The organism is Paracoccus sulfuroxidans, assembly GCF_007830335.1.
In the GTDB taxonomy this organism is placed as follows: Bacteria; Pseudomonadota; Alphaproteobacteria; order Rhodobacterales; family Rhodobacteraceae; genus Paracoccus; species Paracoccus sulfuroxidans.
The window spans coordinates 205,489-227,988 of record NZ_VLKU01000001.1; the positions used below are offsets into that span (position 1 = coordinate 205,489).

25 protein-coding genes are annotated in these 22,500 nt (G+C 65.1%); 8 read left to right on the forward strand and 17 right to left on the reverse strand.

Translation table 11 applies throughout. The features are described from left to right. Window position 1 precedes the first annotated feature (1 nt). Genes IQ24_RS00990 through IQ24_RS01005 form a run of 4 tightly spaced genes read right to left on the reverse strand, consistent with a single transcriptional unit; the run spans window position 2 to window position 3,438 of the window. Complete coding sequence (locus IQ24_RS00990; RefSeq protein WP_145395844.1) at window positions 2-829, reverse strand: metal ABC transporter permease; 828 nt, start codon at window positions 827-829, stop codon at window positions 2-4. Next, on the reverse strand, window positions 829-1,689 hold the full coding sequence (locus IQ24_RS00995; protein ID WP_145395845.1) for a metal ABC transporter permease: 861 nt from the start codon (window positions 1,687-1,689) through the stop codon (window positions 829-831). Before IQ24_RS00995 ends, IQ24_RS00990 begins: the two co-directional genes overlap by 1 nt. Further along, complete coding sequence (locus IQ24_RS01000; RefSeq protein ID WP_145395846.1) at window positions 1,686-2,552, reverse strand: manganese/iron ABC transporter ATP-binding protein; 867 nt, start codon at window positions 2,550-2,552, stop codon at window positions 1,686-1,688. The genes IQ24_RS00995 and IQ24_RS01000 overlap by 4 nt, the downstream gene beginning before the upstream one ends. Further along, window positions 2,545-3,438, reverse strand: a complete 894-nt coding sequence (locus IQ24_RS01005; RefSeq protein WP_145395847.1) for a metal ABC transporter substrate-binding protein — start codon at window positions 3,436-3,438, stop codon at window positions 2,545-2,547. Before IQ24_RS01005 ends, IQ24_RS01000 begins: the two co-directional genes overlap by 8 nt. A 122-nt stretch (window positions 3,439-3,560) precedes the next feature. Between IQ24_RS01005 and IQ24_RS01010 the strand changes: the two genes are divergently transcribed. Both IQ24_RS01010 and IQ24_RS01015 read left to right on the forward strand, forming a co-directional pair. Beyond that, the gene (locus tag IQ24_RS01010; RefSeq protein WP_145395848.1) at window positions 3,561-3,983 is read left to right on the forward strand and encodes a Fur family transcriptional regulator; all 423 of its coding nucleotides are present in this window, start codon (window positions 3,561-3,563) and stop codon (window positions 3,981-3,983) included. Next, a complete protein-coding gene (locus tag IQ24_RS01015; RefSeq protein WP_145395849.1) occupies window positions 3,983-4,336 on the forward strand; it encodes a YigZ family protein in 354 nt (117 codons plus the stop codon). The genes IQ24_RS01010 and IQ24_RS01015 overlap by 1 nt, the downstream gene beginning before the upstream one ends. Here the strand turns inward: IQ24_RS01015 and IQ24_RS01020 are convergent. From IQ24_RS01020 to pth, 4 genes are read right to left on the reverse strand one after another with little or no spacing between them, the layout of a single operon-like run. After that, a complete protein-coding gene (locus tag IQ24_RS01020; RefSeq protein ID WP_145395850.1) occupies window positions 4,333-4,959 on the reverse strand; it encodes a DUF4893 domain-containing protein in 627 nt (208 codons plus the stop codon). The genes IQ24_RS01015 and IQ24_RS01020 overlap by 4 nt on opposite strands. Beyond that, on the reverse strand, window positions 4,956-5,345 hold the full coding sequence (locus tag IQ24_RS01025; RefSeq protein ID WP_145395851.1) for a DUF2237 family protein: 390 nt from the start codon (window positions 5,343-5,345) through the stop codon (window positions 4,956-4,958). The genes IQ24_RS01020 and IQ24_RS01025 overlap by 4 nt, the downstream gene beginning before the upstream one ends. Window positions 5,346-5,347: 2 nt before the next feature. Next, the gene (locus tag IQ24_RS01030) at window positions 5,348-6,385 is read right to left on the reverse strand and encodes a DUF2332 domain-containing protein (RefSeq protein WP_145395852.1); all 1,038 of its coding nucleotides are present in this window, start codon (window positions 6,383-6,385) and stop codon (window positions 5,348-5,350) included. Beyond that, a complete protein-coding gene (pth, locus tag IQ24_RS01035; RefSeq protein WP_145395853.1) occupies window positions 6,382-7,095 on the reverse strand; it encodes an aminoacyl-tRNA hydrolase in 714 nt (237 codons plus the stop codon). Before pth ends, IQ24_RS01030 begins: the two co-directional genes overlap by 4 nt. A 194-nt stretch (window positions 7,096-7,289) precedes the next feature. On the opposite strand from pth, the gene IQ24_RS01040 reads away from it, so the two are divergent. From IQ24_RS01040 to IQ24_RS01060, 5 genes are all read left to right on the forward strand, one after another. Continuing rightward, window positions 7,290-7,919 carry an ATP-dependent Clp protease proteolytic subunit gene (locus IQ24_RS01040; protein WP_145395854.1) on the forward strand — a complete coding sequence of 210 codons (630 nt, stop codon included), beginning with the start codon at window positions 7,290-7,292 and terminating at the stop codon, window positions 7,917-7,919. A gap of 165 nt (window positions 7,920-8,084) precedes the next feature. Further along, window positions 8,085-9,350 carry an ATP-dependent Clp protease ATP-binding subunit ClpX gene (gene clpX, locus IQ24_RS01045; protein WP_145395855.1) on the forward strand — a complete coding sequence of 422 codons (1,266 nt, stop codon included), beginning with the start codon at window positions 8,085-8,087 and terminating at the stop codon, window positions 9,348-9,350. 157 nt (window positions 9,351-9,507) lie between these two features. Next, window positions 9,508-9,882 (forward strand): NADH:ubiquinone oxidoreductase subunit NDUFA12, encoded by a 375-nt coding sequence (locus IQ24_RS01050; RefSeq protein ID WP_145395856.1) that lies wholly within the window; start codon window positions 9,508-9,510, stop codon window positions 9,880-9,882. Between the two features lie 4 nt (window positions 9,883-9,886). Beyond that, entirely contained in the window at window positions 9,887-10,363 is a 477-nt protein-coding gene (mlaD, locus tag IQ24_RS01055) for an outer membrane lipid asymmetry maintenance protein MlaD (protein WP_145395857.1), read from the forward strand. Continuing rightward, window positions 10,353-10,865: a DUF2155 domain-containing protein gene (locus tag IQ24_RS01060; protein ID WP_242007851.1), complete on the forward strand. Its 513-nt coding sequence runs from the start codon at window positions 10,353-10,355 to the stop codon at window positions 10,863-10,865. Before mlaD ends, IQ24_RS01060 begins: the two co-directional genes overlap by 11 nt. Here the strand turns inward: IQ24_RS01060 and aat are convergent. The 6 genes from aat to tkt all read right to left on the reverse strand — a co-directional run bounded on the left by aat (window position 10,829) and on the right by tkt (window position 17,482). Beyond that, complete coding sequence (gene aat / locus IQ24_RS01065; protein WP_145395858.1) at window positions 10,829-11,467, reverse strand: leucyl/phenylalanyl-tRNA--protein transferase; 639 nt, start codon at window positions 11,465-11,467, stop codon at window positions 10,829-10,831. The genes IQ24_RS01060 and aat overlap by 37 nt on opposite strands. Before the next feature lie 57 nt (window positions 11,468-11,524). Further along, window positions 11,525-12,874, reverse strand: coding sequence for an acetyl-CoA carboxylase biotin carboxylase subunit (accC, locus tag IQ24_RS01070; RefSeq protein WP_145395859.1), 1,350 nt, complete (start codon window positions 12,872-12,874; stop codon window positions 11,525-11,527). Window positions 12,875-12,881: 7 nt separating this feature from the next. Then, entirely contained in the window at window positions 12,882-13,406 is a 525-nt protein-coding gene (accB, locus tag IQ24_RS01075) for an acetyl-CoA carboxylase biotin carboxyl carrier protein (RefSeq protein WP_145395860.1), read from the reverse strand. Window positions 13,407-13,518: 112 nt separating this feature from the next. After that, on the reverse strand, window positions 13,519-14,409 hold the full coding sequence (locus IQ24_RS01080; protein ID WP_145395861.1) for a lysophospholipid acyltransferase family protein: 891 nt from the start codon (window positions 14,407-14,409) through the stop codon (window positions 13,519-13,521). Further along, the gene (locus IQ24_RS01085; RefSeq protein WP_242007852.1) at window positions 14,406-15,329 is read right to left on the reverse strand and encodes a DMT family transporter; all 924 of its coding nucleotides are present in this window, start codon (window positions 15,327-15,329) and stop codon (window positions 14,406-14,408) included. Before IQ24_RS01085 ends, IQ24_RS01080 begins: the two co-directional genes overlap by 4 nt. 125 nt (window positions 15,330-15,454) lie before the next feature. Beyond that, the gene (gene tkt / locus IQ24_RS01090; protein WP_145395862.1) at window positions 15,455-17,482 is read right to left on the reverse strand and encodes a transketolase; all 2,028 of its coding nucleotides are present in this window, start codon (window positions 17,480-17,482) and stop codon (window positions 15,455-15,457) included. A 107-nt stretch (window positions 17,483-17,589) separates the two neighbouring features. Between tkt and IQ24_RS01095 the strand changes: the two genes are divergently transcribed. Further along, on the forward strand, window positions 17,590-19,608 hold the full coding sequence (locus IQ24_RS01095) for a hypothetical protein (RefSeq protein WP_199756451.1): 2,019 nt from the start codon (window positions 17,590-17,592) through the stop codon (window positions 19,606-19,608). Window positions 19,609-19,620: 12 nt separating this feature from the next. Here IQ24_RS01095 and IQ24_RS01100 read toward each other — a convergent pair whose 3' ends face one another. The 3 genes from IQ24_RS01100 to IQ24_RS01110 are packed head-to-tail and all read right to left on the reverse strand — an operon-like array spanning window position 19,621 to window position 22,434. Further along, entirely contained in the window at window positions 19,621-20,595 is a 975-nt protein-coding gene (locus IQ24_RS01100) for a site-specific tyrosine recombinase XerD (protein WP_145395863.1), read from the reverse strand. Continuing rightward, on the reverse strand, window positions 20,592-22,214 hold the full coding sequence (locus IQ24_RS01105) for a hypothetical protein (protein ID WP_145395864.1): 1,623 nt from the start codon (window positions 22,212-22,214) through the stop codon (window positions 20,592-20,594). The genes IQ24_RS01100 and IQ24_RS01105 overlap by 4 nt, the downstream gene beginning before the upstream one ends. Then, window positions 22,201-22,434 carry a hypothetical protein gene (locus tag IQ24_RS01110; RefSeq protein WP_145395865.1) on the reverse strand — a complete coding sequence of 78 codons (234 nt, stop codon included), beginning with the start codon at window positions 22,432-22,434 and terminating at the stop codon, window positions 22,201-22,203. Before IQ24_RS01110 ends, IQ24_RS01105 begins: the two co-directional genes overlap by 14 nt. Window positions 22,435-22,500: the final 66 nt, after the last annotated feature.

Consider the following 22,500-nt stretch of genomic DNA (forward strand, 5'->3'; position numbering starts at 1 on the left):
CTCAGGCCCGGGCGGCACGGCGGCTGGCGGCGGTCCGGTACAGGAAGGCCGCGACGAAGGCTGCGGTCATCACCAGCACGATGGTCGGGGCAGGAGCTGCGTCCAGCCAGAAGCTGGCCCAGACCCCGATCAACGCGCCGAAACCCGCCACCGCGACCGAGACGGCCAGCATGGCGGCCAGCCGTCGGGTGACCAGAAATGCCACGGCTCCGGGTGCGATCAGCATGGCGACCGCAAGGATGATCCCGACGGACGACAGCATCGCCACCACCGTCATCGAGATCATCGCCAGCATCGCGTAATTCAGCACCGTCACCCGCAGACCCGACACCCGCGCCTGCACCGGGTCGAAGGCCAGCAGGGCAAAGTCGCGCCATTTCAGCACCAGCGCCCCGCCCACGACCAGCGCGATGACTAGCGCCAGACGCAGATCCTCGGGGCCGACGCCCAGCATGTTGCCAAACAGGATATGGTCCAGATGCAGGTCACTGCTGATCGAGGTGTAAAGCACCACCCCAAGCCCGAACATGCCCGACATGACCACGCCCAGCACCGTGTCCTGTTTGACCCGGCTGTTCTGCTGCAGATAGCCCGAGGCGAGCGAGCAGACCATGCCGGCGGCGAAGGCTCCGACGATCAGCGGCGCGCCCAGAACATAGGCCAGCACCACCCCCGGCAGCACGGCATGGCTGACGGCATCGCCCATCAGCGACCAGCCGCGCAGGACCAGAAAGCACGACAGAAGCCCGGCCGGAAAGGCCACGACGACGGAAATCAGCGCCGCATCGCGCATGAAGGGGAAGGACAGGGGAAGGGTCAGCCACTCCATCACGCGACCTCTTTCAGCGCCTGCGCGGCACGGCGACGCGCGGCCAGCAGGCCGTGTTTGGGCGCAAACAGGAAGGCCGTCAGGAACAGCAGGGTTTGTAGCACCACGATGATGCCTCCGGTCGCGCCGTCCAGAAAGAACGAGACATAGGCCCCGACCGCCGAGGTGATCGAGCCGATCGCGACCGACAGCAGGATCAGCCGGGGAAAGCGGTCGGTCAGCAGATAGGCAGTGGCGCCGGGGGTCACCACCAGCGCGATGACCAGAAAGGCCCCGACCGTCTGCATGGCCGCGACAGTACAGGCCGAAAGCAGCGTGAAGAACAGGACCCTCAGCCGCGTGGGGTTAAGGCCAATGGTGCGGGCATGGGTCTCATCGAAGAAGACGACCATCAGATCGCGCCATTTGGCGGTCAGGATCGCAAGCGACACCAGCCCGATGATAGCAAGTTGCAGCGTATCTTCGGGCGTGATGGCCAGAATATTGCCCATGGTGATCGTCTGGATGCTGACCGCCATCGGGTTCAGCGACACCATGAACAGGCCCAGCCCGAAGAAGCTGGTGAAGATCAGGCCGATGACCGCATCCTCTTTCAGGCCCGTGCGCTGGTTCAGAAACAGCATGGTCAGCGCCGCAAGCCCGCCCGAGAGGAAGGCGCCCAGCGCGAAGGGCAGGCCCAGCATATAGGCCCCCGCGACGCCCGGCACGATGGAATGGCTCAGCGCATCGCCGATCAGCGACCAGCCCTTCAGCATCAGATAGGCCGAGAGGAAGGCGCAGACGCCCCCCACCAGCGCCGAGACCCAGATCGCATTGCTCATATAGCTGTATTGGAAGGGGATCAGCAGCGTGTCGATCATTTGCCGCCTCCGCTTTCGTCGCGGGTCTTTTGCTGGTCGTCATAGAAGATCAGCGGCCGCTCATCATCCGAGAAGACGCTGACCGAGCGCGGGTCGTCATCATCATGCAGATGCTGGCCGCCCAGCACGAAATGCCGCAGGACGCCACCGAAGGCGAGGCGCAGGTTCTCGGGGGTAAAAGTCTCGGCCGTCGGCCCCGAGGCCAGCACCGTCCCCTTGACCAGCACCACCCGGTCGCAGAACTCCGGCACCGAGCCAAGGTCATGGGTCGAGACCAGCATCACCCGCCCCTCGGCTCGCATCTGGCCCAGCAGTTCGATGATCGCGGTCTCGGTCTTGACGTCAACACCGGTGAAGGGCTCATCAAGCAGGATCACCCGGCCACCCTGCGCCAGCGCGCGGGCCAGAAACACCCGCTTTTTCTGCCCGCCCGACAGCTCGCCAATCTGGCGCTTGCGATAGTCGGACATGCCGACGCGGGCCAGCGCCTCATCGACCGCCTGCCGGTCGGCAGCGCGCGGGCGGCGCAGGAAGCCCATATGGCCATAGCGGCCCATCATCACCACATCCTCGACCAGAACCGGAAAGGTCCAGTCGACCTCCTCGGCCTGCGGGACATAGGCGATCAGGTTCTGGCGCAATGCGTCAGGGACGGGCATGCCCATCACCTCGACATGGCCCTTGGCCGAGGGAACAAAGCCCATCAGCGCCTTGAAAAGCGTAGATTTTCCTGCACCGTTCACGCCGACCAATGCGGTGGTCGAGCCTTGCGGTACGGTGAAGCTCGCGTCGCGCAGGGCCGTGTGGCCATTGCGATAGGTGACGGTCAGCCCCTCGACCTTGATGCCCGGAAGTTCAGTCATTGGAGAGCCCCTCAAGAATGGTTTCCGAGGTCACGCGCAGCAGGTCCAGATAGGTCGGTACCGGGCCATCCGCCTCGGACAGGCTGTCGACGTAAAGCACGCCGCCATAGGCCGCGCCGGTCTCGGCGGCGATCTGTCGGGCCGGACGGTCCGATACGGTGCTTTCCGAAAAGACGACCGGAATGTGATGGGCGCGAATGGCGTCGACCACGCGGCGGACCTGCTGGGGCGTCCCCTGCGCATCGGCGTTGATCGGCCAGAGATACATCTCATTAAGGCCGAAATCCCGCGCGAGGTACGAAAACGCCCCTTCCGAGGTCACCAGCCAGCGCCGATCCTCGGGCAGGGCCAGCGCCTTCTCGCGCAGCGGGCTGATCGCGTCCGAAAGCTGCTGCTTATAGGCTTCGGCATTGGCCTGATAGGTCGCGGCGTTTTCGGGGTCATGCTCGGAAAGCGCGCGGGCGATGTTGTCGACATAGATCCCCGCCGATTGCAGCGACATCCAGGCATGGGGGTTGGGCTTGCCCTCATAGCTGCCGCCAGAGATCGACATCGGCTCGACCCCTTCGCTGACGGTGACCGAGGGGATGTCGCCCAGATTGCGCAGGAATTGTTCGAACCACAGTTCCAAGTTCAACCCGTTGCGCAGGATCAGATCGGCGTCCCGCGCGCCGATCAGGTCGCTGGGCGTCGGCTCGTAATTGTGGATCTCGGCCCCGGGCTTGGTGATCGACACGACCTCGGCCTTGTCGCCTGCGACGTTGCGGGCCATGTCGGCGATGATGGTGAAGGTCGTGGCCACCTTGAATTCATCGGCCAATGCAGGGGCGGAAATCGAGGCGAAAAGCAGGGCAAATACAGCGGGCCGGGTAAGGCTGGGGGGCATGTTTTTCGTTGTTCCAATGCGCGTCTTAGATGCGACGAGTTCTCATCTAAGGAAGTTATCTGCGAACCATTCGCAACTGTCAAGAAGTTTGCAATCATCCCCGGACTGAGGGAAAAGAGCGGATGGAAAACGAACAGCGCGCCCGATCTTTTGAAGCCGCCCTGCGCCGGGCAGGGGTCAGGATTACCCGCCAGCGGGCGGCGCTTCTGCGGATTCTGGCGGCGGCGGACGACCACCCGGATGCGACGCAGCTGCATCAGCGCGCCATGGCAGCGGGGGCGGGGGTGTCTCTGGCGACGGTCTATCGCACGCTCTCGGCGCTTGAGGCGCAGGGCGTCATCATGAAGCTGGAATTTGAAGGCGCGGCGGCAAGGTTCGAGCCTGCCGATCAGCAGCACCATGACCATATGATCGACGTCGAGACCGGCGAGGTCATGGAGTTCGTCAACGACCGCATCGAACGCCTGCAGGCCGAGATTGCCCGCGAAATGGGCTATGACATCGTGCGCCACCGGCTGGAGCTTTACGTCCGGAAACGCCGCTGATGGCGTTGACCGTCCATGACAAGATCATCTCGGACCGGGGGTCGCGCTATGCGGTCTCGGGCGGTCCGGCCAGCACCCCGGATGAGGTGCGCGCCCTGCTGACCGAATTGCGCCGCAACAAGCGCTTCGCCAAGGCCACGCATAACACTTGGGCGGCGGTTCTGGGCGGCGAGGGCTACAAGGATGACGACGGCGAAAGCGGCGCGAGCCAGATCATCCTGCAGATGATCGAGCGGGCAGGGCTGCAGGATCACATCATCATCGTGACCCGCTGGTATGGCGGCAAGCATCTGGGCGGCGACCGTTTCCGCCATGTCGTCGATGCCGTCCGCCACTATCTGGCGGCGCTTTAGCGGGTCAGCAGCAGCACATCCATCGTCGATTCCAGATGCGGATAGGGGAACAGGATGCGCGCGCGATCCGGCCCCAGAAGTTCCAGCACGCCGACCTCGGGCACCTGTTGGGGCGAGGCGGTGACATCGAACTCAGGCGGCAGGCTGGCATATTCGGGTGGCGGGTCGCCGTTGATATAGCCCGCGCCCAGATAGACGATGCGGTCTCCGTCCAGATGCAGCGTGCCCCGCGTCAGCTGCGAGCCGCTGATCTTTTCCAGCGCCGCCTTGCCATCGGCCCCGACCGAGATCCGGCATTTGAACGGCTGATAGGTGACCGCCGGGACGGTCTTACCGATCTTGGTGGTCCGGCAGCGCCACTCACCCGCCATGGCCTTCGGATCGAACCCTTCGACCGTCAGCACCTCGCCCGAAAGGGTCGCCAGCACCTGATCCAGCTCAGCCGGGTCGGCATCGTCAAAGGCCTCGCGCAGCGCCGCGCCATAGGCCCGGTCCAGATCGTTCAACCGGTTCCAGTCGGTCGAGGTGATCTGCGCCCCATCGGCCAGTTCCTCGGCCATGGCCGGGCTGGCCGCAAAGGCGGAGGTGGCAAGCGACAGCGACAGGATCAGGGAACGCATCATTTGCGGGCACTCGGGTCGCCCGCAGCGACGGAATGGGCTTGCAGCAGTTCCAGCGGCACGACGTCCAGCGCGCGCTGATGCGTGGCCTCCAACACGACGCCGGGAGCGGCAAATTCTTGCGCGGCCTGCAGGAAGCGCGCGGCACAAAGGCACCAGCGATCGCCGGGATTGAGGCCGGGGAAGCGCAGCTCGGGCCGGGGCGTGCTCAGATCGTTGCCGAGATATTTCGACAGCGCCAGAAACTCGGCATTGACCACCACGCAGACGGTGTGGCTGCCACGGTCCTCGGGGCCGGTGTTGCAGCAGCCGTCGCGGTAAAATCCGGTCATCGGGGTGGTCGAGCAAGGCTGCAATTCCTGGCCCAGAACGTTCAGGGACGGTTCCAAGATCAGATCTCCTCCGGCTGCCAGTCGATCCAGCGGGCATGGGCATCGGCCTGACCCAGGTGCCATTCCCGCAAGCGACCCTTACTCCAGACCCTCAATAGCAGATCAGCGCCCGTGGTCGGAGATGATTCCATTGAAAAATGCGCGAGCGGGGCGTGATCGCTGGCCGTTTCGCCCGCGCGTTGCAGGGCGGCCTCGATCCGCTCGCGCGTACGGGGCGGGAAATACTGGGCGGCGATGGTATGATAGACGAGGCGCCCGGTCTGGGAGGGCTGATCAAGCTGCGCCTCCAGCCACTCCGCCGCATCGGCCTTGTCGACTTTAGGCGGATGCGCCCGCGCGATCGAGAGCGCCGCGTCCATGCGCGCCAGCCGCTGCGGCTGATCGGGCCAGATATAGGCCTTCATCCGCAGCGCGTCACGCAGGGGATCAAGCGGGTTGATGTCGACGCCCGCGGCCTCATCGATCCGCAAGGAGTGTCGGGCCGGGACCGCGCCTCGCCAGTCCGGCGTCAGGAGAACGGTATCGGGTGCGGTCTCATTGTTATTATTAGCTACAAGGTGATAGCGGTAAAAATTAAGGTTGAGTCCAGCACTCGCGCCCAGCTCAAGAGCCTTGAAGCTGGCTGCGGGGAACAGCGCCGTCAGGTGCCATGCTGCTGCGATGATCGCACCCGAGCGGCCGACTTCATTGGTTTGGGGCGGAAGGTCGATAAAATCTAGAATATAGTCAGTATGATATTGTAGTGTATTATTAATCACTTCCTGAAGGTCGCCTGTCGGAGGCCCTGCATAGGCCTGCGCCAAGGCCGGATCCTTACCCTCAAGCACCAGCGCATGCAGCGCGCCGCAAAGCCGCAGCGGAACGGAATCGCCGCGATAGCTGAGGTCGCCCGGCCAGTCCCGCACGCGCCGGGACACCGAATCCTCGCCGACAGAGATATGGGCCAGCAGCGCCTCGCAGATTTCCGCCGTCAGCGCTGAGTCAAGCGCGCGGCAGGCCTCGGCTTGCGTGGTGAAGGCCAGGGCCCAGCTGCTCATCTGAACCGCTCCCCCAATGCCTTCAGCCGATCTGCAAGGCTCAACGGCGCGTCCGGCTGTGGCTCGGCAGGCCTGGGCGTGGCTTTGACCGGGCGCGCAGGCGCGGCCTCGGCGGCAGGCGGGCGGCTGCCGCTGTTGCGCGCAGGGGCGACGCGGCTGGCGACGGCGTTCGAAAACCGCGCATCGTCGCCTGAGGCCAGCGCAGGGCCGCCATCCGAGATTCCACGCAAGATATTATCCAGAACCTCTTCTTCTGATTTAGGAAAATCGGAGAGAACATAGCCTGCCACGCGATCCTTGTGCCCCGGATGCCCGATCCCGATGCGCACGCGCCGATAGGCCTCGCCAATGTGCTGGTGGATCGAGCGCAACCCGTTGTGCCCCGCGTGCCCGCCCCCCAGCTTGAGCCGCAGCTTGCCGGGCGGCAGGTCCAGCTCGTCATGCAGGACGATGACCTCATCGGGGGTGAGCTTCAGATAGCGCATCGCTTCGCCGACGGCCTGCCCAGAAAGGTTCATGAAGGTCCCGGGCTTGAGCAGCGTCACCCGCTCATCCCCCAGTCGCCCCTCGGCGGTCTCGCCCTGAAACCGCGTCCGCCAAGGCGAAAACCCGTGGTCCGAGGCGATGCGGTCCAGCGCCATGAAGCCCACATTGTGGCGATTTCCTTGGTATTTCGTGCCGGGATTGCCCAGCCCCACGATCAATTTCATCAGGGTCTCCGTCGTTCGGAAGCAACTTATCCCTCATGCAGGAGTGGGGCAATTTTTATCAGTCTCTTGTTCTTGGCGGGCGGCGTTACTAAGACTCTGTCAATCATTCGCGGATATCCGGCAGTTTGCGGCAGACCCATCTGGGCGAATCGCGCGGATGGACGACGAGGCAGGGACCAGAAGCAAGGACAGACATGCACGATCCGGCAGAATTCTACATGAACACGCTCGTCCCCATGGTCGTCGAACAGACCAGCCGCGGCGAGCGCGCCTATGATATTTTCTCGCGCTTGCTGAAAGAGCGCATCATTTTCCTGTCGGGCCCGGTCCATGACGGCATGGCGACGCTGATCTCGGCGCAGCTGCTGTTCCTTGAGGCCGAGAACCCGACCAAAGACATCAGCATGTACATCAACAGCCCCGGCGGCGTGGTGACGGCTGGCCTGTCGATCTATGACACGATGCAATACATCCGCCCGCGCGTCTCGACGCTGGTGGTCGGGCAGGCGGCCTCGATGGGCTCGCTTCTGCTGGCCGCTGGTCAGCCGGGCATGCGCTATTCGCTGCCGAATTCGCGCGTGATGGTGCACCAGCCCTCGGGCGGCTATCAGGGCCAGGCGACGGACATCCTGATCCATGCGCGCGAAACCGAAAAGCTGAAGCGCCGCCTGAACGAGATCTATGTCCAGCACACCGGCCGCACGCTGGCCGAGGTCGAGGAAGCGCTGGAGCGGGACCGCTTCATGTCGCCCGAAGAGGCGCGCGAATGGGGTCTTATCGATGAGATCGTGATGCCGCGCGGCAAGGCCGAAGCCGAGAAGTGACGGCCGCGCCCGGACGCCGGGTGTCGGGGTGAATTAGGGATTGTGACGGGCGATTGCCCACCCTAACATTGAGCAAACCGGGCCGGGAACCAGATTTTCGGCCCAGAGCACAGCGGATGTCCGGTCTCTCACCGGGCGTTCGGGGCAACGTAAAGGATCTGAATGATGGCAAATCCGTCAGGCGGCGACAGCAAAAATACGCTTTACTGCAGCTTCTGCGGCAAGAGCCAGCACGAGGTTCGCAAGCTGATCGCGGGCCCGACCGTATTCATCTGCGATGAATGCGTCGAACTGTGCATGGATATCATTCGCGAAGAGACCAAGTCCTCGGCGCTGAAATCGGGCGAAGGCGTGCCCTCGCCGCGTGAAATCTGCGCGGTGCTGGATGATTACGTCATCGGTCAGGAACATGCCAAGCGCGTGCTCTCGGTCGCGGTGCACAACCACTACAAGCGGCTCAACCACAGCTCGAAATCCGATATCGAACTGGCGAAGTCGAACATCCTGCTGATCGGCCCGACCGGTTGCGGCAAGACGCTGCTGGCGCAGACGCTGGCCCGCATTCTGGATGTGCCCTTCACCATGGCCGATGCGACGACGCTGACCGAAGCCGGTTACGTCGGCGAGGATGTGGAAAACATTATCCTGAAGTTGCTTCAGGCCAGCGAGTACAACGTCGAGCGGGCGCAGCGCGGCATCGTCTATATCGATGAGGTCGACAAGATCACCCGCAAGTCCGACAACCCTTCGATCACGCGCGACGTCTCGGGCGAGGGTGTGCAGCAGGCTCTGCTGAAGATCATGGAAGGCACGGTCGCCAGCGTGCCGCCACAGGGCGGGCGCAAGCATCCGCAGCAGGAATTCCTGCAGGTCGACACGACCAACATCCTTTTCATCTGTGGCGGTGCCTTTGCGGGCCTTGAGCGGATCATTGCGCAGCGCAACAAGGGTACGGCGATGGGCTTCGGTGCCACCGTCAAGGAAAAGGATGATCGCGGCGTGGGCGAGCTCTTCAAAGAGCTTGAGCCCGAAGACCTGCTGAAGTTTGGCCTGATCCCGGAATTCGTCGGGCGTCTGCCGGTCATCGCGACGCTGACCGATCTGGATGAAGATGCGCTGATCATCATTCTGACGCAGCCCAAGAACGCGCTGGTGAAGCAGTACCAGCGGCTCTTCGACCTCGAGAATGTGAAGTTGACCTTCACCGAGGATGCGCTGACCGCGATCGCCCGCCGCGCCATCAAGCGCAAGACCGGGGCCCGGGGCCTGCGCTCGATCATGGAGGACATCCTTCTGGACACCATGTTCGATCTGCCCGGCATGGACAGCGTCGAAGAGGTCGTGGTGAACGAGGAATCCGTCGAAAACTCGAGCGCGAAGCCGCTGATCATTCACGCCGACGCCAAGAAGGAACCGGCTGCGGCAAGCTGATTGCCCGTCGATCCAAAGAACCGGGGCCATGGCCATGCCGTGGCCCTTTTTCGTTGCGATCCGGGGCCGTATCCGGGCCGGGAACAGCGCGCAGGCTCTGGACCAAAGGCGGCAGATTTGCGATACCGCTTGCAAGCAGTTGTGAAAGGCTCGAGCCATGTCCCTTATTTCCCGGATCCTGACCTGGTGGAACGGCCAGACCCTGAACACGCAGGTCTGGACCGCGCTTTATGGCGAAAAGGTCGGGCAGGATGAGCAGGGCAACACCTATTTCCAGTCCGGTGGCGGCAAGCGTCGCTGGGTGATTTACAATGGCGAGGCCGAGGCCAGTCGCGTGCCGCCGGAATGGCACGGGTGGCTGCACCACACCTACAAGCTGCCGCCGACGCAGGACCCGCTGGCCCGCAAGGCGTGGGAGCGTCCGCATCACGAGAACCTGACCGGCACGCCGGGGGCCTATCGGCCTGCAGGCTCGCTTTACAACGCCGAACCCGCCCCGCGTCGCGATTATGACGCCTGGCAGCCCGAGTAACCGCGTGAGCACATCTGCCGAACGGACCGAGCTTTGGGTCGGGGCGGTCGTGCTTGCGGTCGCTTTGGGGTTTCTGGTCTGGTCGACCTCGGGTGGGTCCGGGCTGACGCAGGGGCTGGGCAAGACCTATGAGCTGCGCGCCGCCTTTCCGAATGTCGACGGCATCGAAAGCGGCACGGATGTGCGCGTCGCGGGCGTGAAGGTCGGGCGGGTGTCCTCGGTGCGCCTCGACCCCGAGACTTATCTGGCCGAGGCCCATTTGCGCATTCCTGAAAGTATCGTTTTGCCGACGGACAGCGCCGCGCTGATCCAGTCGAACGGCCTGCTGGGCGGTGCCTATATCGAGTTGCAACCCGGTGGCGCGCCTGAAAACCTTGCGCCGGGGGATGAGATCGAGGATGTGCAGGGCGCTGTCAGCCTGATCTCGCTGATGATGAAATTCGTCGATTCGCAAGCGTCGGACAAAAAGAATGACCCGTAATCTTGTCTCTGCCATGGCTCTGGCCGCGCTTCTGCTGCCGCCTTTCGCGGCATTCGCGCAGGAGGATCCCGCGCCCGAGGAGGAAGAAAGCGTCGATCACCTGATGGTCGACCCGGCCTTCAGCGACGACCCGAGCGCGGTCGTCCCGGCCGAGCCTTCTGCCGCCGAGCGTCAGGCCGAGATTGCGGCGGATCGCGGCCCCGCCACGGCGCGGGCGCAGGGCGCGATGCTGCGTGGCCTCGACAAGGTCACGGGGCAAAGCAAGGACCTGCCGATGGAGGTTGGTCAGACGGTCAGCTTCGGCAGGCTCGAGGTGCTTCTGTCGGAATGCCGTTACCCTGCCGCCAACCCTGCGGCAGATGCCTTCGCCGAGCTGAAGATCACCGACACGCGGGCGAAACATGTCGTCTTTTCGGGCTGGATGATCGCGTCTTCTCCGGCGCTGTCGGCGCTGGACGATTCGCGTTACGACGTCTGGGTCGTGACCTGCAACAGCGCCTGAGCGTCTGGCAGCGGCCCTTGCAGAAAGCGCGTCTTGACCGTCAGCGCATGGTCCAGACGGGCCAGATAGTCCTGCCGGTCAATCGTCAGCCCGCCCATCGTTGCCAGATGCGGGTTCGGATATTGTGTGTCCCATAGGGTGAAGCCGCTGCGGCGCAGATGATCCGAAAGCCAGATCAGTGCCGCCTTTGAACCGTTCGGTTGGCGCGAGAACATGCTTTCGGCAAAGAAGGCCCCGCCCAGCGACAGGCCGAAGACCCCGCCGACCAGATCGTCGCCCTGCCAGACCTCCAGCGAATGGGCGTGGCCCAGGCGGTGCAGGGTCCGGTAAAGGTCGCGGAGTTCGGTATTGATCCAGGTCTCATCCCGGTTGGCACAGGCCAGAACGACGCGCTCGAACGCCTGATCGACCGTCGCGTGCCAGTCGCTGCCCCTCAGAAAGCGCCGCATCGAGCGTGAGACATGCACGCCGCCCACCGGCAGGATGCCGCGTTCATCCGGGTCGAACCAGTAAAGCTGGCGGTCGGAGGCACTTTCCGCCATCGGGAAAATGCCGCGCGAATAGGCGGTCAGCATCCGCTCGGCGGTCAGCCAACTGGTCATGCCGCAACCCTTGGAAGGCTGCGGCATGCGCGTGTCAGAGAGAGGCGGCTTGCGTCCTCAGTTGTTTCCCAGTTCGGCAAGCCAGCGCTCCAGCCAGTGGATCGAATAGTCACCCCGCTGGATGTCGGGGTTTTCGACCAGCGCACGGAACAGCGGCAGCGTGGTATCGACGCCGTCCACGATCAGCTCATCCAAAGCGCGCGACAGACGGGCCAGCGCCTCTTGCCGGTTCGAGCCACGCACGATCAGCTTGCCGATCAGGCTGTCGTAGTAAGGCGGGATCCGGTAGCCGTCGTAGATCGCCGAATCCATCCGCACGCCCAACCCACCCGGCGCGTGATACTGGCTGATCGTGCCCGGAGAGGGCGTGAAGTTCGGCAGTTTCTCGGCGTTGATGCGCACTTCGATGGCATGGCCGCGGATCTTGAGGTCTTCCTGACGGAATTCCATCTCCTGACCGGCGGCCACCAGAATTTGCTGGCGCACCAGATCGACGTCGAAAATGGCCTCGGTCACCGGGTGTTCCACCTGCAGGCGGGTGTTCATTTCGATGAAATAGAACTCGCCATCCTCAAAGAGGAATTCGATGGTGCCCGCACCGCGATAGCCCAGATCGGCCATCGCCTTGGCGCAGATATTGCCGATATGGGCGCGCTGCTCGGGCGTGATGACCGGGCCGGGCGCTTCCTCGAGTACCTTCTGGTGGCGGCGCTGCAGCGAGCAGTCACGCTCACCCAGATGGACTGCGCGGCCCCTGCCGTCACCGAAGACCTGGATCTCGATGTGGCGCGGGCGCTGAAGGTATTTCTCGATATAGACTTCGTCATTGCCGAAGGCGGCTTTCGACTCTGCGCGCGCGGTGCGGAACGCAGTCTCGATTGAGGCATCATCCAGCGCCACTTTCATGCCGCGACCGCCGCCGCCGGCCGTGGCTTTGATGATGACCGGATAGCCGATGGCGGCGGCGACGCGGCGCGCCTCCTCGACGTCATGGACACCGCCGTCCGAGCCCGGAACCACCGGAATGCCCAGCGATTTCGCGGTTTCCTTGGCGGTGATCTTGTCGCCCATGATCCGGATATGCTCGGCCGAGGGGCCGATGAAGGCGATGCCGTGATCCTCGACCATCTGCACGAAACCGGCGTTCTCGGACAGGAAACCGTAACCCGGGTGGATGGCTTGCGCGCCGGTGATCTCGCAGGCCGAGATGATGGCGGGCATCGACAGATAGCTGTCGGTCGACGAGGGCGGACCGATGCAGACCGATTCGTCGGCCATGCGCACATGCATGGCGTCGGCGTCTGCCGTCGAATGGACCGCGACGGATGCGATGCCCATCTCGCGGCAGGCGCGGACCACCCGAAGGGCGATCTCGCCGCGATTGGCGATCAGGATTTTATCGAACATCCGCGCCTCACTCGACGACGATCAGGGGGGTGCCGAATTCGACCGGGCTGCCGTCATCGACGATGATGCGCTTGACGGTCCCCGCACGCGGCGAGGGGATGTGGTTCATGGTCTTCATCGCCTCGACGATCAGCAGCGTGTCGCCTTCCTTGACCTGCTGGCCAACGGTGACGAAGGCATTCGCGCCGGGTTCGGGCGCAAGGTAGACTGTGCCGACCATGGGCGAGTTCACCACGCCGGGCAGGCTGGCCGGATCCTCAACGGCGGGGGCTGCCGAGGCGGCTGCGGGCGCTGCGGCAACGGCTGCCGGTGCGGGCAGCGCCATGGCGGGCGCGGCGACGGTCTGAATGGCGACCTGCTTGCCCTGTTTGGACAGGCTGACGGTCAGGCGATCATTCTCGTCATATTCGCGTTTGACCGACAGTTCGGCCAGATCATTGTTGATCAGCAGCTGGGCAAGGGCCTGGATGAAGGCCACGTCGCCTTCGTGGCGGCGTTGGTCCTGATCTTTGTGCTTGGAATCTTCGCTCATGCCATCCTCTGGTTTTTCGGGGCGTCGCGTTCTGGTGCGCGACAGGTTTGCCGCGCTTATAGACCGGCGAAACAGGCAAGGGAAAGGGAATTGCCGTCAAATCGGCGTGGAATCATCGTTGTTTCCACCGCCGATGGACCCAGAACCACTGGTCCATGTGTTGGCGGATCTGCTGTTCCAGCCGGTCGTTCAGCGCCTGCATCATCGCCTCGGGGGTGGAATGGGCCAAAGGCTCGCCCACCTCGACGCGAAAGCTCAGCCCGTCGGGCTGGCGGATACCCGCAATCGGCAGGATCAGCGCGTCATAGCGGATCGCGAGTTCCGCAGGCGTCAGCACGGTCTTGCAGGGCAGGCCGAAGAAGCGCAGCTCGGCCCCGTGGTCGTCGAACTGGTCAAAGCCCAAGGACAGCCACCCGCCGCCCTTCAGAAAGCGCAGCATCGCCGCCAGACCCGAGCGCCCGCGCGGAAACATCGGCTCGGCAATGGCGCGCATGGCGGGGATATAGTGGCGGTTGAAGGCCTGATTGTTCATCGGGCGATAGAGCGCGCCCACCGGCCAGCCGCGCAGGGTCAGCGCCGCGCGCATGGCGTCGTAATTGCCGAAATGCGCAACCGCGAGGATGACGGGCCGCCCGGCCTGCGCCGCCTGTTCCAGCGCCGGAACGCCGGGGCCGGTCAGCGGATCGGCCTCATGGATGCGGCCGACGAATTCCTGTCCCGAATAGATCTCGGCCAGCGAACGCCCGGCATTGTCGGGCACGGCGCGGGTCAGGTGGCGCACCTCGGCGGGGGTAAGGTCAGGGCGGGCCTTGGCCAGATTGTCGCGGATGCGCTTGCGCCAGCCTGCCAGCGGGCCGATCACATGGGCAAACAGCCAGCCCATCAGCGGCACCCGGCGTTCATAGGGCAGCAGCCCCACGGCCCCCATGACGATCAGGAAGGCCCCGTTGGCAATCCTGTCGCGCAGGGCCACCGGTTCAGAATTGTCGTCGTCCTTGCTCATTCCGCCTGTTTCATTGCGCGCGCCTCTCGGGCCCAGACATATATCCCGGCACCCACGATGATGACAGCGCCGATCACGGTCCATTTGTCAGGCAGGTTGCCCCAGAACAGCCAGCCCCACAATCCTGCCCAGATCAAGCCCGTGTAACCGAAGGGGGCGACCGCACCCGCCTCGGCCAGCGAGAACGCCCGGATCAGCAGCGCCTGCGACACCGCGCCAAGGCACCCCAGCAGCAGGAAGGCCCAGATGTGCTGGGGCGCGATGGGTTGCCAGAAGAACGGCACCGCCAGAGAGGTGATGATCGTGCCGACCATGGCCGACCACAGGACCGAGGTGGCGGTCGAATCCTGCCGCGCGACCCGCGTCAGCAGCGCGCCCGCCGCATAGGTGAAGGCCCCGATCAGCGGCAGCACCGCCGCCGGGTGAAAGACACCCGCGCCGGGGCGGATGACGATCATCGCGCCGATCAGCGCGACCACGATGCCGATGATCCGGCGGATGCCGATGGATTCGCCCAGAAAGATCGCCGCGCCAAGCGTGATCAGCACCGGGTTGATGTCCATGATTGCGGTGGCCTCGGCCAGGCCGATATAGGCCAGCGAGGAAAAGAACAGCGCGCTGGAGGCCAGCTGCGTCAGCGCGCGGCCGAACTGGACACTGGGCTGGCGGCTTTTCAGGACCGAGGTGAAACGCGGGGCAAACAGCACCCCCACGATCAGCATATTGCCCGCAAAGCGCGCCCAGACGATCTGCACCGGCTCATAATGCTGGGCCAGATATTTGGCCGTCGCATCCATCAGCGTGAACAGAAAGATCGCCAGCAGCAGCAGCATGATGCCCAGCGTCTGGGTCGAGCGGCCAGAACCCGGCTGCCCAGACGCGCCCAGATGCGCGATGGCGCGGTTCACGCGATGCATCATTCTTCGGGCCACTTTCCTGTGAGGGGTTGCCGGTTCGCCACGCGAGGCGGCAAGCTTGGTCTGACACGGCAGAACGGCCGCAACAAGGCGGCCGTTCGAAAGATTTTCAATGTGATCCTCCGGGCTTATCCCAGAAGCTTGCGCGCCTTCTCGACGACATTCTCGGCGGTGATCCCGAATTCCTTGTAGAGGGTCGGGGCAGGGGCCGAGGCACCGAAGCCGGTCATGCCGACAAAGTCCGAGGTCTCTTCGCGGCCCCGCTCGCCCAGCAGCAGCCAATCCCAAGGCTGGCGCACGGCAGCCTCGATGGCGATGCGGACGGTGTTGGCGGGCAGCACTTCGGCGCGGTAGGCCGCGTCCTGATCGCGGAAGAGCTCCATCGAGGGGACCGAGACGACACGCGTCGGCACGCCCTGCGCTTCCAGCTTGTCGCGCGCGGCCACGGCGATCTCCACCTCCGAGCCGGTGGCCATCAGCACGACGCGCGGCGTCTCGCTGGCGTCGCGCAGCACGTAGGCGCCGCGTGCAGACAGGTTCTCGCCAGAGTGATCAAGCCGCAGCGTCGGCAGGTTCTGACGCGACAGGGCCAGCACCGAGGGCGTGGTTTCCGAGCTGAGCGCCAGCTCCCAGACCTCGGCCGTCTCGACGATGTCGCAGGGGCGGAAGGTCCAGGTGTTGGGCGTCGCGCGCAGCATCGACAGATGCTCGACCGGCTGGTGGGTCGGGCCGTCTTCGCCAAGGCCGATCGAATCATGCGTCATCACATAGACGACCGGCAGACCCATCAGCGCCGACAGGCGCATCGCGCCGCGGGCGTAATCGGTGAAGGTCATGAAGGTGCCGCCATAGGGGCGGAAGCCGCCATGCAGCCAGATGCCGTTCATCGCTGCCGCCATGCCATGCTCGCGGATGCCGTAATGGATATAGCGGCCCTTGCGGTTGGTGGCGGTGAAGAAGCCCAGATCCTTGGTCAGCGTGTTGTTCGAACCGGTGAGGTCGGCCGATCCGCCGATGGTCTCGGGCAGTTCGGCGTTGACCACTTCCAGCACCATCTCGCTGGCCTTGCGGGTCGCGACATTGGGCCGGGTCTCGGCAACCTGTTCCTTCAGCGCGGCGATGGTCGGGGCCAGCTTCTCGCTGACCGCGCCCGAAACGCGGCGGGCGAATTCGTCGCGCGTATCGGCGGGCAGGGCGTCGACGCGCGCGGCCCATGCCTCACGCTCGGCCTGATGGCGGGCACCGATGGCGCGCCATTCCGTCAGGATCTCGGCCGGGATCTCGAAGGCCGCGCCCGTCCAGCCATAGGCGGCGCGGGCAGCCGCGATTTCCTCGGCCCCCAGAGGCGAGCCATGCGCGCCCGAGGTGTCCTGCTTTTTCGGCGCGCCGAAGCCGATGATGGTCTTGCACGAGACCAGCACCGGACGGTCGTCCTTGCCCGAGGCGGCGTCGGTCAGCGCGCGGTCGATGTCGGCGGCATCATGGCCGTCGCAATGCAGCACGCGCCAGCCCGAGGCCTCGAAGCGCTTCGCCTGATTGGTCGAATCCGACAGCGAGACGCGGCCGTCGATGGTGATGTCATTGTTGTCCCACAGGACGATCAGGTTCTTCAGCTTCAGGTGACCGGCCATGCCGATGGCTTCCTGGCTGATGCCCTCCATCAGGCAGCCGTCACCGGCAATGACCCAGGTCTTGTGGCTGCACAGATCCGCACCGTATTGGGCGCGCATCGCCTCTTCGGCGATGGCCATGCCGACCGAGGTGGCAATGCCCTGACCCAGCGGGCCGGTGGTCGTCTCGACCCCTTCGGCGTGGCCGTATTCGGGATGGCCTGCGGTGATCGAACCCCACTGACGGAAGTTGCGGATCTGGTCGAGGCTCATCTGCTCATACCCGGTCAGGTACAGCAGGCTGTAGATCAGCATCGAGCCGTGGCCCGCTGACAGCACGAAGCGGTCGCGGTCGAACCAGTTCGGGGCCGAGGCGTCGAACTTCAGGTGGTTGCGGAACAGGACGGTGGCCACATCCGCCATCCCCATGGGCATGCCCGGATGGCCGGATTTTGCAGCCTCGACTGCGTCCATTGAAAGCACGCGAATGGCGCTGGCAAGGCGCCAATGCTGGGGATCAGCTTTGCGGCGGGCATCGATGTCCATGGCAGGTTCCGTAAAAGTTGAGAATTTGACCCCTGATATGCAGGCACGGGCACCGTTGCAAGCCGACAAGCATTCTGCGCATGCTCTTGCTGAACGAGTGACCGGTTATGACCAGCAAGATACCCATTCTTGGATTTCGTCAGGATCGCATCGGAGCACGGCTGATCTGCCTGTTGAATACGATGCGCCTTGCCCGTGTGGCGGCAGCGCCAGCGCGTTTCCTGTGGTTGTCGCAGCCCGACGGCCCCTATCCCGAACTTGTGGACCCGAACGATTTCCTCAAGGCTGGTTTCGTGCGCGAATGGATCGACATCGTCGATGCCATCCCCGAGCTGGAGCCGCGCCGGAATGTGGAAATGCAGGCCGCCAGCACCAGCACCCGGCATTTCGCCGATGCGATTGCGGCGGGCCAGCAATATCAATGCGTTGCCATGTCGGATCTCGTGCGGTTCATGAATGAATCTCCCGGCGATGTCGCTGCCGAGGTGCAAGAGATTGCCGCCGGTCTGATGCTTAAACCCCGGCTGGCGCGGATGCTGGTCAAGGCCCGAGAGATCGTCGCTCGCGCAGGGGAAGGCGCGCCCGTCGCCATCCATGTGCGGCGCGGCGACATTCTGGACGGCGACCCCTGGTCCTATTCCTCCTGGAGTTCGAAATACGTCCCGGACGAGTTCTTTCAGGCCTTCATCGAGCTGAACCCCGGCCCGGTCATCGCATTCTCGGACACACCCGCCGCGATCGATCATCTGCGGCAGGGCAATCCAAGGGTGATTCCCGTCACGACGCTGTTTGACAGCTCGAAGCTGACGCCGGCGGAACGGGACCTGCTGGAACTGCTGCTGATGGCGGGCTGCGAACAGGTGGGCGCGCCCAGTCAGAGCGCCTATTCCCGCGCCGCTGCCGTCATCGGGAATTGCCGCATCACGCCCTTGCCCGCTGCCCTGCCCATGGGCGCCAAGCAGAAGGCCTATGACGATCTGCTGGACCGCGTCATCGCCCGTCCCGACAGCTTCTTCGCGCCCGGTGATCAGGCGCAAAGCGGATCATACGCGGCGGCGCATGCGATCAACACCGAACGCGGGGCCGAGATTGTCGAGGCAATGGCGGGGCGCACGGAACTGCTGAAGCGTTTCCCCTTCCTTTACCGCGATCTGTCGGGGGCGGCGCTTTCGGCCGGGAAGAAAGAACAGGCGCGGCGGCTGGCGCGGGCAGGGCTGGCCAATCCGATGATGCGCAACCGCGACCGACCGCATTGCAAACAGGTGCTGCTGGTGCTCGACAACCTGCGGCCCAATGCCAAATCCTCGGACACCGATATCGATGCAGAGTTCCTCAGCATGATCTTCACCGGCCGCGCGGGTGAGGGGCCGATCATCCCTGGCCTCGCGCGGCATCTTTTGCTGCGCGGCGGCACGGCGGGCGGCGCGCTGATGTTCGATCCGCGACTGGTGGCGCTCTGTTCGGAAACCATGGCACCCGCGCAGCGCATGGGCGCGGTCGATGGTCCGGATTGCGAGGAGGTGCTGCCGCTTTGGGCCGTCCGCTGCGACTGGGAAGAGTTGCTGAATGACGCGAGCGTCCGCCGCGACATGCGCCTGATGCCCGCGATCCAGCGGAAATTGCATGTGGGCGGACCGACATTGCATGAGTTCGAGGCGGCACTTGCCCAGAAGGTGCCCACCCCCGATCTGGACGATCTGACCGCGCTGCGCCTTGGGCTCGCGGCCTCGTTCCTGCGGCTGCACGGGCGGATGCACCGGGCGTTTACCTTGCTGGAATGGTTGAACCGGACGCGCCCGAATGATCCGCTGACCCTGAAGCGGCTGGCCGATTGCTGCTTTGCCAATGGCAATCGCAAGGGCGGCTGGCGCTGGTTCCAGCTGGCCATGCAGCAGGCGCCCAAGAACCCGCTGCTGCAACTCAGCTGCGCGCTGCATCAGGCCGAGGATGGCGATGAAAACGCCGCCGCCTATCATCTGGAAGAGGCGCGAAGGCTGTGGCCGGGTCTGGATCTGATCGGGATCGTGCAGGGCAGCATCCGCAAGCGCGGGCTGAAACTGGACCGCCAGCGGCATCGTGCGCAAGAGCATGTCCAGAACAACGATCCCCAGCCCGAACCGGGCTAACCGCCGCGAGGGTCAGGAACTGCGCCGCCCCGGCACCTTGCCCGTGGCCAGCGGGTGATGGTTCAGCACCAGATCGCGCATCCGCGCGTCCAGCACATGGGTATAGATCTCGGTCGTGCCCAGATCGGCATGGCCCAGCAGCGTCTGGATGGCGCGCAGATCGGCCCCGCCTTCCAGCAGATGCGTGGCAAAGGCATGGCGCAGCACATGCGGCGACACACGTCCGGGGTCGATGCCCGCCGCAATTGCGACCTGCGAGATCAGGTTGTTGAAAGCCTGCCGGGGCATATGACCCTCGGCACTGGCTGCCGGAAACAGCCAGCGCGCGCCCTTGCCGTTGACGAGGCGACCGAGGGCCGAGGTGGCCTCGGCCCGGTCGCGGTGGTTCAGCCAGGCCGACAGCGCCCGCCGTGCCGGATTGCTGAGCGGCACCATGCGTTCCTTGCCGCCCTTGCCCCGGATCAGCAGCAGCGCCGGATCGCCCCGGCAGGCGCTGATCGGCAAAGACACAAGCTCGCTCACGCGCATGCCGGTGGCATAGATCAGCTCGACCAGCGCAAGATTGCGCAGACGCTCGGTCTCGGTCCGGCCAATCTTCGGGGTGGCCTCCAGCATCGCCGAGACCTCATCGCGCGACAGCACCTTCGGCAGGCGCTTCGCCCGACCGGGACCGGCAATGCGGCCTGCCGGGTCGTCCTCGCGCCAGCCTTCATCCAGCGAAAATCGGGTGAATTGCCGGATCGCGGACAGCCTGCGCGCCCGCGTCGCGCGCGACAGGCCCTGATCGTCGCAATGGGTCAGGTAATCCTCGATCCCGTCGCGGCTGACGCTCAGCAGGCCTTCGCCCCGGTCGGTCAGCCAGTCCATGAAATCGCTCAGATCGCGGCCATAGGCCAGCAGAGTGTTGCGCGCGGACCCGGCCTCGGCCGCCTGAGCGTCCAGAAAAGCCGAGACGCGGCGCGCGTCGCCCCGGCCTGCCTCGGTCATGGCTGCGGCCCGGTCATCATCGGGCCAAGGATCAGCTCGACCGCCGCCTGCCGGGCAATCTCCTGCTGTTGCAGCGCATCAAGCACGGTCAGCCCCTGCGCGGCCCGGGCCGTGTCACCCGAACTGCCCGCGTCGACATTGGCGATGGCGCCCAGCAGCGCCTCGCCCCGACGGTTGTCGGCGATCAGCTGGGCGGGACCGCTGGCCAGACCCTGACCGGCGGGGATCGCCAGTGCGGCAGCGAATTGCGCGGCACGCTCGGCCTCGGCGCTGTCCGAGGGCGGGGCGGAATTGTCGCCGCCCGCGAATTTCAGCAGCCAGGCGTCGAAGGGGGTGATGTCGGAGGCAGGCGTCTCGACCACCTGCGACTGCCCGGCCTGCAGCGCCAGCCACAGCGCGATCTGACCAGGCCTGCCGGTCAGGTCCAGCTTGCCGACCTCGGCCCCGACCATATCGGCGAGGGCCGGACCCAGACCAGCCTCGGTCATGCGGTCAAAGGCCGGGGGCAGCGCCTTGGCGACGGCGGCAAGATCCTGCAGTGCCAGCGCATCGGCCAGCGCCTGAATGGCCGCCGCGCGGTCCCAGACACCGCCCGAGGCCGCCGGGCTTTGCTGCACATAGATTGCGCGCAGTTGCGAGGCCGGGATGGCGCCCGAACGCGCCAGCCGCTCGGCTGCGTCAAGCTGGGCCTTCCAGCCGCCATTGCCGTCCAGATCGCTGAGCGCGAAGGCCAGCGGCAGCGAGGAGGACGAGATCGGCTGGCCGATCGCCTCATGCAGGCGCAGGGCCAGCGGCGTCACCACGGCGGGTGGCGTCAGGTTTTCCGAGCCGTCGACGTAACTGTCGTCCAGATAATGCGACAGCAGGCGCGCCATATCGGGGTCGATCTGACCCATCGCCTCGGCCCCGTGAAAGACCAGTGCAGCCGCCGCCCAGTCGCCGCCATGGGCGAGGCAATAGACACGGGCCGCGAAACTGGGCGCGATGCCGGGGGTGCGGTCCATCGTCTCGCAGGCCTTGGCCTCTTCCCCGGACAGCAGCGAGATGTCGAAGAGCCTGCGGAAGCGCGCGGGCGACCCCGGCCCCGAGGTCTTGAGAAGCTCCTTTGCCGCGCCCGTCGCGCCCATGTCCAAGAGCTTGTCGACCCGCGCCAAAAACAGCTGCCCCGCCTGACCATCGGCGGTCACCGGAGGCTCAAGCTGCGCCGCCAGCACCCGGCGCATCAGCCGACGCAGGGCGGGCAGTTGCGGATTGCTGCGGGTGATCATCTGCGACAGCGTCGCCGCGTCGCTCGTGCCCCAAAGATCGGCGGGCAGTCCCGCCACGCGGGGAGAGACCGTGCCCAGACGGTCGGGATTGCCCTCGCCCAGACGGGTGACGCCCACAGGCTCGACCGCGCCGGTGGGCGCAATCTCGCGCCGCGTGTCGTTGCGCATCGCATCGCGGGGGCGGGCGTCGCCGGGACGCCAGGCCGAGATGGTGTCGGGTTGCTTCAGGCTGCCCGACAGCCAGTCGCTGGCCGACAGCGGCTTTTCCGCCAGGGCGGGGACCGCACCCAGCATCAGCCCTGTCAGCAGGACCGAAACACCGCAGGCGAGCTTGGGCTTAGTCCAGGTCATCGGGTCCGGGTGCCGGTGCATCATTGGCGGCAGGCTCGGCCTCCGCCGGGGCCGTTTCGGTGGCCGCAGGTGCCGGTTGCGGCACGGCATTGCCCAGATCCAGTTCGACAGGCACACGCATTTCCTGTGGATCGGCCTTCATATCGCCGAAATAGGCGTATCCGGCCAATCCTGCGATCACCAGGATGCCCAGAACCACCACCACCTTCAGAAGCCGCATTTCCTGTCCTTTCTGCCTCGGTTCCATGCTTGTCCGGCCGGTCTTTCGCCAGCCTGCGCCGAATAT